This is a genomic window from Streptococcus sp. CF7_Ac1-12 (assembly GCF_024295905.1).
Classification (GTDB): domain Bacteria; phylum Bacillota; class Bacilli; order Lactobacillales; family Streptococcaceae; genus Streptococcus; species Streptococcus mitis_AP.
Window position 1 is genome coordinate 35,285 of the sequence record NZ_JANCPG010000006.1, and the last position, 15,882, is coordinate 51,166.

13 protein-coding genes are annotated in these 15,882 nt (G+C 41.5%); 9 read left to right on the plus strand and 4 right to left on the minus strand.

The annotated features are described in order from the left end of the window. The first annotated feature begins 2 nt into the window (after nt 1-2). The 9 genes from NMM17_RS04245 (at nt 3) to NMM17_RS04285 (ending at nt 12,353) form a co-directional block, all read left to right on the plus strand. A complete protein-coding gene (locus NMM17_RS04245; RefSeq protein WP_254753909.1) occupies nt 3-536 on the plus strand; it encodes a cell division protein SepF in 534 nt (177 codons plus the stop codon). After that, nucleotides 536-799: a YggT family protein gene (locus NMM17_RS04250; protein WP_254753910.1), complete on the plus strand. Its 264-nt coding sequence runs from the start codon at nt 536-538 to the stop codon at nt 797-799. Before NMM17_RS04245 ends, NMM17_RS04250 begins: the two co-directional genes overlap by 1 nt. Next, complete coding sequence (locus NMM17_RS04255; protein ID WP_254753911.1) at nt 796-1,581, plus strand: RNA-binding protein; 786 nt, start codon at nt 796-798, stop codon at nt 1,579-1,581. Before NMM17_RS04250 ends, NMM17_RS04255 begins: the two co-directional genes overlap by 4 nt. An 8-nt stretch (nt 1,582-1,589) precedes the next feature. Further along, nucleotides 1,590-2,465: a DivIVA domain-containing protein gene (locus NMM17_RS04260; RefSeq protein ID WP_368406694.1), complete on the plus strand. Its 876-nt coding sequence runs from the start codon at nt 1,590-1,592 to the stop codon at nt 2,463-2,465. A 252-nt stretch (nt 2,466-2,717) separates the two neighbouring features. Continuing rightward, nucleotides 2,718-5,510, plus strand: a complete 2,793-nt coding sequence (ileS, locus tag NMM17_RS04265) for an isoleucine--tRNA ligase (RefSeq protein ID WP_254753912.1) — start codon at nt 2,718-2,720, stop codon at nt 5,508-5,510. A 144-nt stretch (nt 5,511-5,654) separates the two neighbouring features. Beyond that, nucleotides 5,655-6,347, plus strand: coding sequence for a phosphoglycerate mutase (locus tag NMM17_RS04270; RefSeq protein WP_000240129.1), 693 nt, complete (start codon nt 5,655-5,657; stop codon nt 6,345-6,347). A gap of 52 nt (nt 6,348-6,399) precedes the next feature. Further along, nucleotides 6,400-8,811 (plus strand): glycoside hydrolase N-terminal domain-containing protein, encoded by a 2,412-nt coding sequence (locus NMM17_RS04275; protein ID WP_254753913.1) that lies wholly within the window; start codon nt 6,400-6,402, stop codon nt 8,809-8,811. A 130-nt stretch (nt 8,812-8,941) separates the two neighbouring features. Continuing rightward, nucleotides 8,942-9,643, plus strand: coding sequence for an ABC transporter ATP-binding protein (locus NMM17_RS04280; protein WP_000323369.1), 702 nt, complete (start codon nt 8,942-8,944; stop codon nt 9,641-9,643). Between the two features lies 1 nt (nt 9,644). Further along, entirely contained in the window at nt 9,645-12,353 is a 2,709-nt protein-coding gene (locus NMM17_RS04285; RefSeq protein ID WP_000595898.1) for an ABC transporter permease, read from the plus strand. Nucleotides 12,354-12,562: 209 nt separating this feature from the next. Here the strand turns inward: NMM17_RS04285 and tpx are convergent, their stop codons facing one another. From tpx to NMM17_RS04305, 4 genes are all read right to left on the minus strand, one after another. After that, on the minus strand, nt 12,563-13,054 hold the full coding sequence (gene tpx / locus NMM17_RS04290; RefSeq protein ID WP_004240773.1) for a thiol peroxidase: 492 nt from the start codon (nt 13,052-13,054) through the stop codon (nt 12,563-12,565). Between the two features lie 148 nt (nt 13,055-13,202). Further along, on the minus strand, nt 13,203-14,132 hold the full coding sequence (gene psaA / locus NMM17_RS04295) for a metal ABC transporter substrate-binding lipoprotein/adhesin PsaA (RefSeq protein WP_000733074.1): 930 nt from the start codon (nt 14,130-14,132) through the stop codon (nt 13,203-13,205). Between the two features lie 31 nt (nt 14,133-14,163). After that, nucleotides 14,164-15,012 (minus strand): metal ABC transporter permease, encoded by an 849-nt coding sequence (locus tag NMM17_RS04300; protein WP_049551311.1) that lies wholly within the window; start codon nt 15,010-15,012, stop codon nt 14,164-14,166. Continuing rightward, nucleotides 15,009-15,731 (minus strand): metal ABC transporter ATP-binding protein, encoded by a 723-nt coding sequence (locus tag NMM17_RS04305; protein ID WP_049551312.1) that lies wholly within the window; start codon nt 15,729-15,731, stop codon nt 15,009-15,011. Before NMM17_RS04305 ends, NMM17_RS04300 begins: the two co-directional genes overlap by 4 nt. Nucleotides 15,732-15,882 lie beyond the last annotated feature (151 nt).

Sequence of the window (15,882 nt, forward strand, 5' to 3'; positions counted from 1 at the left end):
ATATGTCTTTAAAAGATAGATTTGATAAATTTATAGATTATTTTTCAGAAGATGGAGAAGATGTTGGTACTACCTATCAGCTTAAAGCAGAAGAGCCGATTGTAACTCCAGTTCCTTCTGTTCAAGAGTTGCCTCAACAAGCTGCTAGCTCACCATCTAAAGATAAAAACATCACTCGTCTTCATGCCCGTCAACAAGAGTTGGCTATGCAAAGTCAACGTTCTACTGATAAGGTGACAATTGATGTTCGTTATCCACGCAAATACGAAGACGCCACAGATATTGTTGATTTATTAGCTGGTAACGAAAGTATTTTGATTGATTTCCAATATATGACAGAAGTCCAAGCTCGTCGTTGTTTGGATTATCTGGATGGGGCACGTCACGTTTTAGCTGGTAACATGAAAAAGGTAGCATCTACTATGTACTTGCTAACACCAGTTGATGTTGTCGTCAATATTGAAGATATCAAAATCCCAGATGAATCACAAAATGGTGAATTTGGTTTTGACATGAAACGTACGAGAGTGAGATAATGCTCTTTCTCATTCGTTTTATTCAAAATGCAGTGGATATCTATTCACTGATTTTAATCATTTTTGCTCTGATGTCTTGGTTCCCTAATGCTTATGAATCACGTCTTGGGCGTTTGATCATTAGTTTAGTGAAACCGATAGTCGCTCCCTTGCAACGTTTACCCCTCCAGATTGCAGGTCTAGACTTGTCTGTCTGGATTGCGGTATTACTAGTTCACTTCCTAGGGGAACAGGTGATTCGACTTTTAGTGATTTTTCTATGAACAAGATGATTTATCAACACTTTTCTAAGAATGATTCGTCTTTTATTGATAAGGGAGCAGAATGGATAAAAAAGGTAGAAGATTCTTATTCTCCTTTTTTAACACCCTTTGTAAATCCCCATCAAGAAAAGATTTTAAAGGTTCTAGCATCAACCAACGGCATCTCCTATATGAGCAGTCGGCAGTTTCTTGAAACTGAATATGTACGGGTTCTTCTGTATCCTGATTATTTTGAGCCAGAATTCTCTGATTTTGAACTATCCTTGCAAGAAATTGTCTATCCTAATAAGTTTGAGCGCTTAACACATGCTAAAATATTAGGGACTGTTTTAAACAAGCTGGGAATTGATAGGAAGCTATTTGGTGATATCTTAGTCAATGAAGAGAGGGCACAGATTATCATTAATCGACAGTTTATGCTCCTTTTTCAAGACGGCATTACGAAAGTTGCTCGTTTACCGGTTCGTCTAGAAGAACGGGATTTTACTGAGAAAATTGCTACAGTAGAAAATTATCAAGAATTAGATATTTGTATCGCTAGTTCTAGATTAGATGTTTTTCTAGCAGGTGTCTTCAAGTTGTCTAGAAATCAGGCAAGTCAGTTAATTGAAAAACAGGCAGTCCAAGTTAATTACCATTTAGTTGAAAAATCAGATTATGCAGTTCAAGTTGGTGATCTGATTAGTGTAAGGAAATTTGGTCGATTGAAACTCGTTAGAGATAATGGGCAAACAAAAAAAGATAAAAAGAAATTAACGGTCCAATTGTTATTAAGTAAGTGAGGAAAAATATGCCAATTACATCGTTAGAAATCAAAGATAAAACTTTTAGCACACGCTTCAGAGGGTTTGATCAAGAAGAAGTAGATGAGTTTTTAGATATTGTAGTCCGTGATTATGAAGATTTGGTTCGCTCTAATCATGATAAGGATTTACAAATTAAGAGTTTGGAAGAGCGTTTGTCTTACTTTGATGAGATGAAAGATTCATTGAGTCAATCTGTATTGATTGCACAAGATACAGCAGAGCGAGTAAAACAAGCTGCAACGGAACGTTCAAACAATATTATCCAACAAGCAGAGCAAGATGCCCAACGTTTGTTGGAAGAAGCTAAGTACAAGGCAAATGAAATTCTTCGTCAAGCAACTGACAATGCTAAGAAAGTTGCTGTTGAAACAGAAGAATTGAAGAACAAGAGTCGTGTCTTCCACCAACGTCTTAAATCTACAATTGAGAGCCAGTTAGCAATTGTTGAATCTTCAGATTGGGAAGATATTCTTCGCCCAACAGCGACTTATCTTCAGACAAGTGATGAGGCCTTCAAAGAAGTAGTCAGCGAAGTCTTAGGTGACTCTGTCTTACAACAACAGCAAGAGGAAGAACCAATTGATATTACTCGCCAGTTTTCTCCCGAGGAAATGGCAGAGTTGCAAGCGCGTATCGAAGCGGCTAATAAGGAACTTGCAGAAGCAGAAGCAAGAGCTGAGCAGGAACAAGTGGTTTCACCAGCTCCAGTTGTTGAAGAAAGTCCAGCTCATCCAGTTGGTCCAATGTATGAAGAGCCAGAAGTAGCTCCAAGCCATTACTCAGGACCAACACCAGCTACTGAAGCTGTAAACTCAGAACCAGGTTTTGCGGCACCGCAAGAATCTGTTACAATTTTATAAGAAATAATATGAGAACAATATCTTATCCTTATATTTCCAGCGAGCAGGAGATGGTGTGAGTCCTGTAATCCCTAATGATAAGATTATCCTCTCAAAAACTTAAGTCTGAAATTAGTAGGATTTGACGTTCCCCACGTTACGGGATAAGAGGGAGAAAGACTAGATCTTTTTCCGAATAAAGGTGGTACCACGATTTTCGTCCTTTTTGGAAGTCGTGGTTTTTAATTTGTTATTATTTATAAAGGAGATACCATGAAACTCAAAGATACCCTTAACCTTGGGAAAACAGCTTTCCCAATGCGTGCAGGACTTCCTACCAAAGAGCCAGTTTGGCAAAAGGAATGGGAAGATGCAAAACTTTACCAACGTCGTCAAGAATTGAACCAAGGAAAACCTCATTTCACCTTGCATGATGGCCCTCCATACGCGAACGGAAATATCCACGTTGGACACGCTATGAACAAGATTTCAAAAGATATCATTGTTCGTTCAAAATCAATGTCAGGTTTTTACGCACCATACATCCCAGGTTGGGATACTCATGGTCTGCCAATCGAGCAAGTTTTGGCAAAACAAGGTATCAAACGTAAAGAAATGGACTTGGTTGAGTACTTGAAACTTTGCCGTGAATACGCTCTTTCTCAAGTAGATAAACAACGTGAAGACTTTAAACGTTTGGGAGTTTCTGGTGACTGGGAAAATCCATATGTGACTTTGACTCCTGACTATGAAGCAGCTCAAATCCGTGTATTTGGTGAGATGGCTAATAAAGGTTATATCTACCGTGGTGCCAAACCAGTTTACTGGTCTTGGTCATCTGAGTCTGCCCTTGCAGAAGCGGAGATTGAATACCATGACTTGGTTTCAACTTCCCTTTACTATGCAAATAAGGTAAAAGATGGCAAAGGTGTTCTAGATACAGATACTTACATCGTTGTCTGGACAACTACTCCATTTACCATCACAGCTTCTCGTGGTTTAACTGTTGGTGCAGATATTGATTACGTTTTGGTTCAACCTGCTGGTGAAGATCGCAAGTTTGTGGTTGCTGCAGAATTGTTGACTAGCTTGTCTGAGAAATTTGGCTGGGTTGATGTTCAAGTTTTGGCAACTTACCGTGGTCAAGAACTCAACCACATCGTAACAGAACACCCATGGGATACAGCTGTAGATGAATTGGTTATCCTTGGTGACCACGTTACGACTGATTCTGGTACTGGTATTGTCCATACAGCCCCTGGTTTTGGTGAGGATGACTACAATGTTGGTATTGCTAATGGTCTTGAAGTTGCAGTGACTGTTGACGAACGCGGTATCATGATGGCCAATGCTGGTGCTGAGTTTGAAGGTCAATTCTATGACAAGGTGGTTCCAACTGTTATTGAAAAACTTGGCAACCTCCTTCTTGCCCAAGAAGAAATCTCTCACTCATACCCATTTGACTGGCGTACTAAGAAACCAATCATCTGGCGTGCAGTTCCACAATGGTTTGCCTCAGTTTCTAAATTCCGCCAAGAAATCTTGGACGAAATTGAAAAGGTTAAATTCCACTCAGAATGGGGTAAAGTCCGTCTTTACAATATGATCCGTGACCGTGGCGACTGGGTTATCTCTCGTCAACGTGCTTGGGGTGTTCCACTTCCAATCTTCTACGCTGAAGATGGTACAGCGATCATGACAGCTGAAACGATTGAACACGTGGCTCAACTCTTTGAGGAACACGGTTCTATCATCTGGTGGGAACGTGATGCTAAGGACCTCTTGCCAGAAGGATTTACTCATCCAGGTTCACCAAATGGCGAGTTCAAAAAAGAAACAGATATCATGGATGTTTGGTTTGACTCAGGTTCATCATGGAATGGAGTTGTGGTAAACCGTCCTGAGTTGACTTACCCAGCAGATCTTTACCTTGAAGGTTCTGACCAATACCGTGGATGGTTCAACTCTTCACTTATCACATCTGTTGCCAACCATGGCGTAGCACCTTACAAACAAATCTTGTCACAAGGATTTGCCCTTGATGGTAAAGGTGAGAAGATGTCTAAATCTCTTGGAAATACTATTGCTCCAAGCGATGTTGAAAAACAATTTGGTGCGGAAATCTTGCGTCTCTGGGTAACAAGTGTGGACTCAAGCAATGACGTGCGTATCTCTATGGATATCTTGAGCCAAGTCTCTGAAACTTACCGTAAGATTCGTAACACTCTTCGTTTCTTGATTGCTAATACATCTGACTTTAACCCAGCTGAGGATGCAGTAGCTTACGATGAGCTTCGTTCAGTTGATAAGTACATGACAATTCGCTTTAACCAGCTTGTTAAGACCATTCGTGATGCTTACGCAAACTTTGAATTCTTGACAATCTACAAGGCCTTGGTGAACTTTATCAACGTTGACTTGTCAGCCTTCTACCTTGATTTTGCCAAAGATGTTGTTTATATCGAAGGTGCCAAATCGTTGGAACGTCGTCAAATGCAGACTGTCTTCTATGACATTCTTGTGAAAATCACCAAACTCTTGACACCAATCCTTCCTCACACAGCAGAGGAAATCTGGTCATATCTTGAATTTGAATCTGAAGACTTCGTTCAATTGTCAGAATTACCAGAAGCAGAAACTTTTGCTAATCAAGAAGAAATCTTGGATACATGGGCTGCCTTCATGGACTTCCGTGGACAAGCTCAAAAAGCCTTGGAAGAGGCTCGTAATGCAAAAGTAATCGGTAAATCACTTGAAGCTCACTTGACAGTTTATCCAAATGAAGTGGTGAAAACTCTACTCGAAGCAGTAAACAGCAATGTGGCTCAACTTTTGATCGTGTCAGACTTGACCATCGCAGAAGGACCAGCTCCAGAAGCTGCTGTTAGCTTCGAAGATGTAGCCTTCACAGTTGAACGCGCTGCAGGTGAAGTATGTGACCGTTGCCGTCGTATCGACCCAACAACAGCAGAACGCAGCTACCACGCAGTCATCTGTGACCACTGTGCAAGCATCGTAGAAGAAAACTTTGCAGACGCAGTCGCAGAAGGATTTGAAGAAAAATAAGGTTGCTGTATTATACTAAGAAGGAAAAGGATTGCCAAACAGTCCTTTCCTTTTTGGTTTTGACTAGCTTTTTTGTGAAAAATTGTGTAAAATAGAATAGATAAACGAGGGGAACCTCGGAAAATTTAAAGGAGAATCCATCTAATGGTAAAATTGGTTTTTGCTCGCCACGGTGAGTCTGAATGGAACAAAGCTAACCTTTTCACTGGTTGGGCTGATGTTGATTTGTCTGAAAAAGGTACACAACAAGCGATTGATGCTGGTAAATTGATCAAAGAAGCTGGTATCGAATTTGACCAAGCTTACACTTCAGTATTGAAACGTGCGATTAAAACAACTAACTTGGCTCTTGAAGCTTCTGACCAATTGTGGGTTCCAGTTGAAAAATCATGGCGTTTGAACGAACGTCACTACGGTGGTTTGACTGGTAAAAACAAAGCTGAAGCTGCTGAACAATTTGGTGATGAGCAAGTTCACATCTGGCGTCGTTCATACGATGTATTGCCTCCAAACATGGATCGTGATGATGAGCACTCAGCTCACACAGACCGTCGTTACGCTTCACTTGACGACTCAGTTATTCCAGACGCTGAAAACTTGAAAGTGACTTTGGAACGTGCCCTTCCATTCTGGGAAGATAAAATTGCTCCAGCTCTTAAAGATGGTAAAAACGTATTCGTAGGAGCTCACGGTAACTCAATCCGTGCCCTTGTAAAACACATCAAAGGTTTGTCAGATGACGAAATCATGGACGTGGAAATCCCTAACTTCCCACCATTGGTATTCGAATTCGACGAAAAATTGAACGTAGTTTCTGAATACTACCTTGGAAAATAAAAAATTGTAAGTCTAGAATTGATTTCTAGGCTTTTTATGTTAGTATGGTAGTATGATAAGGAATAAAAAACAAGATTATGTATTGGCCTACAAACAACCAGCGTCAACAACATATAAGGGCTGGGAAGAAGAGGCCTTACCGATAGGCAATGGTTCTTTAGGGGCAAAAGTATTTGGGCTTATAGGGGCTGAGCGGATTCAATTCAATGAAAAAAGTCTCTGGTCTGGTGGTCCACTTCCTGATAGTTCCGATTATCAGGGTGGAAATCTTCAGGATCAGTATGTTTTTTTAGCTGAGATTCGGCAGGCTTTGGAGAAGAGAGACTACAATACTGCTAAGGAACTGGCTGAACAGCACCTAGTCGGACCCAAAACGAGTCAATATGGAACCTATCTGTCCTTTGGAGATATTCAAATTGAGTTTAGCCAGCAAGGCAAGACTTTATCTCAGGTGACGGATTACCAGAGACAGCTTAATATCAGCAAGGCGCTTGCGACGACTTCTTATGCCTATAAAGAGACTATGTTTAAACGAGAAGCCTTTACCAGTTTTCCAGATGATCTCTTGGTTCAGCGTTTTACTAAGGAAGGGTCGGAAACTCTAAACTTTACCATGAAACTGTCGCTGACTCGTGCTTTGGCTTCTGATGGAAAGTATGAGCAGGAAAAATCGGATTACAAGGAGTGTCAGCTGGAGATCTCTCCTTCTCATATCTTGATGAAGGGGCGAGTTAAGGATAATGACCTGCAGTTTGCTAGTTATCTAGCTTGGCAAACGGATGGAGACATTAGAGTCAGGTCAGATAAGGTTCAGATATCAGGAGCCAGTTATGCCAATCTCTTCTTGGCGGCTAAGACGGATTTTGCCCAAAATCCTGCTAGCAATTATCGCAAGAAGATAGATTTAGCGCAACAGGTAAAGTCCTTGGTGGAAACAGCTAAAGAAAAGGGCTATACCCAATTGAAATCAAGACATATTGAGGACTACCAAGCCTTATTCCAGCGTGTTCAATTGGATTTGGGAGCTGATGTTGACACATCCACTACAGATGATTTGCTAAAAAATTATAAGCCACAAGAGGGGCAGGCTTTGGAGGAGTTGTTCTTCCAGTATGGACGGTATTTATTGATTAGTTCATCCAGAGATTGCCCAGATGCTCTACCAGCTAATCTACAGGGAGTCTGGAATGCGGTCGACAATCCTCCTTGGAATTCGGACTATCACTTGAATATCAACCTTCAGATGAATTATTGGCCAGCCTATGTTACCAATCTCCTAGAGACGGCCTTTCCGGTCATCAACTATATAGATGATTTACGTGTCTATGGTCGCATAGCAGCTGCAAGGTATGCAGGAATCGTCTCTCGGGAAGGGGAAGAGAATGGTTGGTTGGTTCATACTCAAGCGACTCCCTTTGGTTGGACGGCACCTGGTTGGGATTACTATTGGGGGTGGTCACCAGCTGCCAATGCATGGATGATGCAAACTGTTTATGAAGCCTATTCATTTTACAGGGACCAAGACTATCTCAGGGAGAAAATTTATCCCATGTTGAAGGAAACGGTTCGTTTTTGGAATGCTTTTTTACATAAGGATCAGCAGGCGCAGCGTTGGGTTTCTTCTCCATCTTACTCACCAGAACATGGGCCGATTTCGATTGGCAATACCTATGACCAATCTCTGATTTGGCAGTTATTTCATGATTTTATTCAGGCTGCTCAGGAATTGGGGCTGGATGAGGACTTGTTGACTGAGGTTAAGGAGAAGTTTGATCTGCTAAATCCTTTGCAAATCACTCAATCTGGTCGAATCAGGGAGTGGTATGAAGAGGAAGAGCAGCATTTTCAAAATGAGAAAGTGGAGGCCCAGCATCGGCACGCTTCCCATTTGGTGGGACTCTATCCTGGCAATCTCTTTAGCTATATGGGGCAAGAGTATCTTGAAGCGGCGCGTGCTAGCCTCAATGATCGTGGAGATGGCGGCACAGGCTGGTCTAAGGCTAATAAGATCAATCTCTGGGCGCGTTTGGGAGATGGCAATCGAGCCCATAAATTATTCGCAGAGCAGTTAAAGACATCCACCTTACCCAATCTTTGGTGCACCCATCCTCCTTTTCAGATAGATGGTAATTTTGGTGCTACTAGTGGCATGGCAGAAATGTTGCTCCAGTCTCATGCAGCTTATCTGGTGCCTCTAGCCGCCCTACCTGATGCATGGTCATCAGGTTCCGTTTCAGGCTTAATGGCACGTGGACATTATGAAGTGAGCATGAGGTGGGCGGATAAAAAACTCTTACAGTTGACCATTTTATCAAGGAGTGGAGGAGATTTGCGAGTCTCTTATCCAGATATTGAGAAGAGTGTGATTAAAATGAATCAAGAAAAAATAAAAGCGAAATGCATGGGGAAAGATTGTATTTCGGTGGCAACAGTAGAAGGTGATCTTGTTCAATTTTATTTTTAAGAAGATGATAAAAGGCAGTAATTTGAAACTGCCTTTTAATAAGGATTTGAGAATGTAAGCAGTTTCCAACTAGTTGAAAAAGCGTTATAATGGTAGTAGGAAGTAATTTGTTTGAGAGAGGGTGAGTCTTATGGCTTATATTGAGATGAAACACTGTTATAAGCGTTATCAGGTTGGGGATACGGAGATTGTGGCCAATCGTGATGTGAATTTTGAGATTGAAAAGGGTGAATTGGTTATTATTCTAGGTGCGTCAGGTGCAGGCAAGTCAACGGTTCTTAATCTTCTTGGGGGAATGGATACCAATGATGAAGGGGAAATCTGGATTGATGGTGTTAATATTGCAGACTATAGTTCCCACCAGAGAACCAATTACCGTAGAAATGATGTCGGTTTTGTTTTTCAGTTTTATAATCTAGTTTCCAATCTAACTGCTAAGGAAAATGTGGAGTTGGCTTCAGAAATCGTGACAGATGCCTTGAATCCTGAGCAGGTCTTGACAGATGTAGGTCTGGTTCATCGTCTCAATAACTTTCCAGCCCAGCTTTCTGGAGGGGAGCAACAGCGAGTCTCCATTGCACGCGCGGTAGCTAAAAATCCTAAAATTCTCCTTTGTGATGAACCGACTGGAGCCTTGGATTATCAGACAGGTAAGCAGGTTTTGAAAATTCTCCAAGACATGTCTCGTCAAAAGGGAGCGACGGTGATCATCGTGACTCATAATGGAGCTTTGGCGCCCATTGCTGATCGCGTGATTCATATGCACGATGCCAGTGTCAAGGATGTGGTGATGAACCAGCATCCTCAGGATATCGACAGTTTGGAGTACTAGCATGATCAAGCGAAAAACCTATTGGAAGGACTTAATTCAGTCCTTCACAGGCTCCAAGGGGCGTTTTTTATCCATCTTAACCTTGATGATGTTAGGATCTCTAGCCTTAGTAGGTCTCAAAGTGACTAGCCCCAACATGGAGGCGACAGCTAATGCTTATTTAACAACTGCTCAAACCTTGGATTTAGCAGTTATGTCTAATTATGGTTTGGATCAAGCAGATCAAGAAGAACTAGAACAGATAGAGGGCGCAGAGGTTGAGTTTGGCTATTTGACAGATGTGACTATGGAAAATGGGCAGGATGCTATTCGGCTGTACTCCAAACCAGAGCGAATTTCAACCTTTCAGCTAAGAGAGGGACGACTTCCTCAGTCAGACAAGGAAATCGCTTTGGCCACTCATTTGCAAGGCCAATACAGCGTGGGACAGGAGATTAGTTTTAAAGAAAAAGAAGAGGTTCATTCCTCTTTAAAAGACCATACTTATACCATCACTGGTTTTGTGGATTCACCTGAAATCCTCTCCCAGCGAGATATGGGCTACGCAGGAAGTGGAAGTGGGACTCTGACAGCCTATGGGGTGATTTTACCTAGTCAGTTTGATCAGAAAGTCTACAATATAGCTCGTTTGAAATATCAAGATTTAGCAGACTTAAATGCTTTTTCAGAAGCTTATGAAGAAAAATCCAAGCAACATCAGGAAGACCTTGAACAAGCTTTGTCAGATAATAGCAAGGCACGTCTGCAACTCTTGAGAAAAGAAGGCCAAGATTCTCTAGACAAAGGCCAAGAAACCCTTGATAAGGCTGAGACTAATCTGCAGGAAGGCAAGCGTCGTTTAGCAGCTGTTCAAGCTCGTTTACAGGCTCAGGAAAGTCAACTAGCATTGCTTCCTCAAGCACAGAGAGAGCAGGCCAGTGCTCAACTTACCCAAGCCAAGCAGGAATTGAGTGAGGAAGAGGACAAACTAAAGCAGGCTGAACAAAATCTAGCCCAAGAAAAAGAAAAATTAGAAAAACATCAGCAAGTCTTGGATGAATTAGCTGAGCCCAAGTATCAAGTCTATAATCGTCAGACCATGCCTGGCGGTCAAGGCTATCTCATGTACAGTAATGCTTCAGCCAGTATTCGGGCAGTGGGCAATATCTTTCCTGTAGTGCTTTATGCCGTAGCAGCTATGGTGACCTTCACAACTATGACTCGCTTTGTGGATGAAGAGCGAACTCATGCAGGGATTTTTAAGGCCTTGGGTTATCGTAGCAAGGATATTATCGCCAAGTTTCTCCTCTACGGCCTAGTAGCTGGGACTGTCGGAACAGCTCTAGGTAGTATACTTGGCCATTATTTACTAGCCAGTGTGATTTCAAGTGTCATTACAAAAGGAATGGTAGTGGGAGAAACCCAGATTCAGTTCTATTGGACCTATAGTATACTGGCTCTTGTTTTTAGTTGGTTGGCTAGTGTTCTACCAGCCTACTTGGTAGCTCGTAGGGAACTTCATGACGAAGCAGCCCAGCTTTTACTGCCTAAACCACCTGTCAAAGGAGCTAAAATCTTACTGGAGTGCATCGGCTTTATCTGGCACCGTCTCAGTTTTACTCATAAGGTAACAGCTCGCAATATCTTTCGTTATAAGCAACGGATGTTGATGACGATTTTTGGTGTGGCAGGTTCAGTCGCTCTGCTCTTTGCCGGTTTGGGAATTCAATCCTCTGTAGCAGGAGTTCCGTCTAGACAGTTTCAACAAATTCAACAGTATCAGATGATTGTCTCTGAAAATCCTAGTGCGACCAATCAAGACAAGGCAGAGTTGGAAGAAGTGTTGAAAGGACAAGATATCCAAGCTTATCAGAAAATATATTCTAAAACGCTAGACAAGGATTTCAAAGGTAAGGCTGGTCTTCAGACCATTACCCTTATGATGACAGAGAAGGAAGATTTGACTCCCTTTATCCATCTTCAAAGCCATCAGCAGGAGCTGACATTAAAAGATGGCGCCGTTATTACAGCTAAACTAGCCCAGCTGGCAGATGTCAAGGTTGGGCAGACTCTAGAAATTGAAGGTAAGGAACTAAAGGTCGCTGCCATTGCTGAGAACTACGTTGGTCACTTTATTTATATGAGTCAGGCTAGCTATGAGCAAATTTACGGACAGCTACCCCAAGCCAACACTTATTTGGTCTCGTTAAGGGATACCAGTGCTACTAGTATCGAAAGACAGGCCGGCTTACTTATGAATCAATCTGCGGTGTCCAGCGTCGTCCAGAATGCTTCAGCCATTCGACTCTTTGACTCCGTCGCTAGCTCACTTAATCAGACCATGACCATCTTGGTCATTGTATCGGTTCTATTGGCTATTGTTATCCTTTACAATCTGACCAATATCAATGTGGCTGAGAGAATCCGTGAACTCTCCACTATCAAGGTTCTCGGTTTTCATAATAATGAAGTCACTCTCTACATTTACCGTGAGACCATTGTGCTGTCCCTTGTGGGAATCGTCCTTGGTCTGCTCTCAGGTTTCTATTTACACCAATTTTTGATTCAAATGATTTCGCCTGCGACTATTCTCTTTTATTCGCAGGTAGGCTGGGAAGTCTATGTAATCCCAGTGGCAGCAGTAAGCATCATTTTGACCTTGCTTGGTTTCTTTGTCAATTATCATCTGAGAAAGGTTGATATGCTTGAAGCCTTGAAATCTGTAGAGTAATACTCAATGAAAATCAAAGAGCAAACTAGGAAGCAAGCCGTAGGTTGCTCAAAGCACCGCTTTGAGGTTGCAGATAAAGCTGACATGGTTTGAATAGATTTTCGAAGAGTATAAGGTAGTTGTTTTTATCTGATTTAATTTATATTTACTCGTAAACAAAAATCCTCCGTTTCAAAGAGTAGGGAACTCTTTGTGACAGAGGATTTTTTCTATATGGCTTTAGCAGCTGCAATTGCGGCTTCGAAGTTTGGTTCAGAGTTGATATTGTCCACGTATTCAACATAGCGAATAGTATTGTCAGTATCGAGGACAAAGACTGCGCGTGCCAATAGGTGCCACTCATTGATTAAGAGGGCATAATCACGTCCAAAGGAATGGTTGAAATAGTCTGAGAGCATGATGGCATTTTCAATGCCTTCAGCACCACACCAACGTTTTTGAGCAAATGGTAGGTCCATAGAAACAGTCAATACGACCGTGTTGTCCAGTCCAGCCAGTTCTTCATTAAAACGACGCGTTTGAGTTGAGCAGATGCCTGTATCGATAGAAGGCACGATACTCAAAACTTTTTTCTTGCCATCAAAATCAGCCAGAGATTTTTTAGAAAGGTCTGTTGTAGTGAGTGAAAAATCAAGCGCCTTGTCGCCGACTTGTAGTTGTTTACCTGTAAAGCTCACAGGATTTCCGAGAAAAGTTACCATAAGATACTCCAATCTTTTTTCTTCCATTTTAGTTGAAACGGTTAGAATTTTCCAATGATTTGACCGGAAATATGGGTATAGAAAAAACGCCAGCTCATGTGAGAATGACGTTTTTCAGAGGCTTATACTCTTCGAAAATTAAAGAGTATTATTTTGCCAATCCTTCAGCAATCTTGTCAAGGTTGTATTTCATCATGTTGTAGTAGCTGTCGCCTTCTTTACCTTGTTCTGCGATAGAGTCAGTAAAGATTTGTGCGTAGATTGGGATGTTTGTGTCTTGTGAAACAGTCTTCATTGGACGGTCATCCACACTTGATTCTACAAAGAGGGAAGGAGTTTTTGTTTGGCGAAGTTTTTCAACCAAGGTCTTGATTTGGTCAGGAGTTCCTTCTTCTTCAGTATTGATTTCCCAAATATAGGCACTTGGGACACCGTAGGCTTTAGAGAAGTATTTGAAGCATCCTTCGCTGGTTACGATGAGTTTTTTCTCAGCAGGAATGTTGTTAAATTTCTCTTTAGCTTCCTTGTCAAGTTTGTCTAGCTTATCAGTATATTCTTTGAGATTTTTTTCGTAGAATTCCTTGTTGCTAGGGTCTTTAGCGCTCAATTGTTTTGCGATATTTTTAGCAAAGATCATACCGTTTTCAAGGTTAAGCCAAGCGTGTGGGTCTTCTTTGCCTTTTTCGTTTTGACCTTCAAGGTAGATAACATCAACGCCTTCGCTGACTGCAAAGTAGTCTTTGTTTTCAGTTTTCTTGGCATTTTCTACCAATTTTGTAAACCAAGCATTGCCACCTGTTTCAAGGTTGATACCGTTATAGAAAATGAGGTCAGCCTCAGAAGTTTTCTTAACGTCTTCAGGAAGTGGTTCGTATTCGTGTGGGTCTTGACCAACAGGAACGATACTGTGAAGATCAATCTTGTCACCAGCAATATTTTTAGTAATATCAGCGATGATTGAGTTTGTAGCAACAACTTTTAGTTTTTGACCAGAAGCTGCATCTTTTTTTCCACTAGCACATGCTACAAGAGCGATGACGGAAAGAAAGAGAACGAGTAATGTACCTAATTTTTTCATTAGATCCTCCAATTTATTGGGGTTTTGCCCCTTATTTTAACAAATGTTTATTTTTCAGTTTCAAATATCGTTGTTTTGGAGCGATAAAGAAGCTAATGAGAAAGAAACTAGCAGCTGTGAGCACGATACTAGAACCTGCCGCAACGTTAAAGCTATAACCGATAAAGAGTCCCAAAACTGAAGCTATCGCTCCAAAGGTTGAGGAAAGGAAAATCATGCTTTTCAGGCTATTAGCATAAAGATAAGCAGTTGCAGCTGGGGTAATCAGCATGGCTACAATCAGGATAGTTCCGACACTTTGCATGGCTGTCACAGACACGAGAGTCAGGAGTACCATGAGAAGGTAGTGATAGAAATTGACAGGCATTCCCATGGCTTTAGCCAAGAGTTCATCAAAGGAAGTTATCAAGAGTTGCTTGAAGAAAATCCAGATTAACAAGAGAATGACTGCCCCAACACCCATAGTAATAAACATATCCGTATCTTGGACGGCTAGGATATTACCAAAAAGGATATGGAAAAGGTCAGTTGAACTTTTAGCGACACTAATCAAGATGATACCGAGGGCTAAGAAAGAAGAAAAGGTAATGCCGATGGCGGTATCGCTTTTGATAATCGAGTTCCCCTTGATGTAGGTAATGATGATAGCAGCTAGCAATCCAAAGACAATGGCTCCGATAAAGAAGTCAACGCCCAAGATGAAGGAGAGGGCTACACCTGGCAAGACAGCATGTGAAATGGCATCTCCCATGAGTGACATCCCGCGTAGGATGATGAAACATCCCACAGCTCCAGCTACGACCCCGATGACAATAGCCGTTATCAAGGCATTTTGTAAGAAATGGAATTTTTGTAATCCATCGATAAATTCTGCAATCATAGGTCACCTCCATTGAAAAATAGTCGATTACCGTAAGCTTCTTTGAGATTGGATTCGGTAAAGGTTTCTTTGGTTGGACCAAAGGCAATCACTTCTCGATTGACAAGCAAGACTTGATCGAAGTAGTGGGGAACCTTGCTGAGGTCGTGGTGGACGATGAGAACCGTCTTTCCAGCTTTTTTCAGATCTCTCAGCGTATTCATGATGATTTCTTCACTGACTGAGTCAATCCCAACAAAGGGTTCATCCAAGAGGATATAGTCGGCTTCCTGCACCAGACATCTGGCAATCAAGACCCGCTGGAATTGACCTCCAGACAGTTGACTGATTTGACGTTCAGCGTAGTCAGCTAGACCGACAATTTCAAGGGCCTCTTGCACTTTCTTCCAATGTTTAGCTTTTAAACTGTGAAAGAGAGGAATAGAGGGAAATAGTCCTAGCGAGACACATTCCTTGACCTTGATGGGAAAGTTGTAGTCGATATTGATTTTTTGTTCGACATAGGCGATTCGATGTAAGGATTTTTTAACTTCCTTGTCATCGAGAAATGCCTGACCTTGATGTGGGATAATTCCCAGCATCCCTTTTAATAATGTTGATTTCCCAGCACCGTTTGGACCAATGATACCGGTAATTGTTGGTCCTTGGAGCACTAGTGAAATATCCTTAAGTGCCAACGTTTCTTTGTAGGAGACACTGAGGTTTTCGATACGTATCATACAGTTGTATTCCTCCTGTCTCTTAATATACATTAAAAAAAAAATTAAGTCAAGTTAATTTTTGAAAAAATTAAAATAATAACTGAAAAATGATGGAAAAGGAAAGTTCATTTTTAATTGCATTCCCAAGCAATTTTTGTTAAGCTAGCAA

Bases quoted from the DNA above. Each gene is read 5' to 3' on its own strand.
- NMM17_RS04245 (WP_254753909.1), top strand. From the start codon at position 3: ATGTCTTTAAAAGATAGATTTGATAAATTTATAGATTATTTTTCAGAA.
- NMM17_RS04250 (WP_254753910.1), top strand. From the start codon at position 536: ATGCTCTTTCTCATTCGTTTTATTCAAAATGCAGTGGATATCTATTCA.
- NMM17_RS04255 (WP_254753911.1), top strand. From the start codon at position 796: ATGAACAAGATGATTTATCAACACTTTTCTAAGAATGATTCGTCTTTT.
- NMM17_RS04260 (WP_368406694.1), top strand. From the start codon at position 1,590: ATGCCAATTACATCGTTAGAAATCAAAGATAAAACTTTTAGCACACGC.
- ileS (WP_254753912.1), top strand. From the start codon at position 2,718: ATGAAACTCAAAGATACCCTTAACCTTGGGAAAACAGCTTTCCCAATG.
- NMM17_RS04270 (WP_000240129.1), top strand. From the start codon at position 5,655: ATGGTAAAATTGGTTTTTGCTCGCCACGGTGAGTCTGAATGGAACAAA.
- NMM17_RS04275 (WP_254753913.1), top strand. From the start codon at position 6,400: ATGATAAGGAATAAAAAACAAGATTATGTATTGGCCTACAAACAACCA.
- NMM17_RS04280 (WP_000323369.1), top strand. From the start codon at position 8,942: ATGGCTTATATTGAGATGAAACACTGTTATAAGCGTTATCAGGTTGGG.
- NMM17_RS04285 (WP_000595898.1), top strand. From the start codon at position 9,645: ATGATCAAGCGAAAAACCTATTGGAAGGACTTAATTCAGTCCTTCACA.
- tpx (WP_004240773.1), bottom strand. From the start codon at position 13,054: ATGGTAACTTTTCTCGGAAATCCTGTGAGCTTTACAGGTAAACAACTA.
- psaA (WP_000733074.1), bottom strand. From the start codon at position 14,132: ATGAAAAAATTAGGTACATTACTCGTTCTCTTTCTTTCCGTCATCGCT.
- NMM17_RS04300 (WP_049551311.1), bottom strand. From the start codon at position 15,012: ATGATTGCAGAATTTATCGATGGATTACAAAAATTCCATTTCTTACAA.
- NMM17_RS04305 (WP_049551312.1), bottom strand. From the start codon at position 15,731: ATGATACGTATCGAAAACCTCAGTGTCTCCTACAAAGAAACGTTGGCA.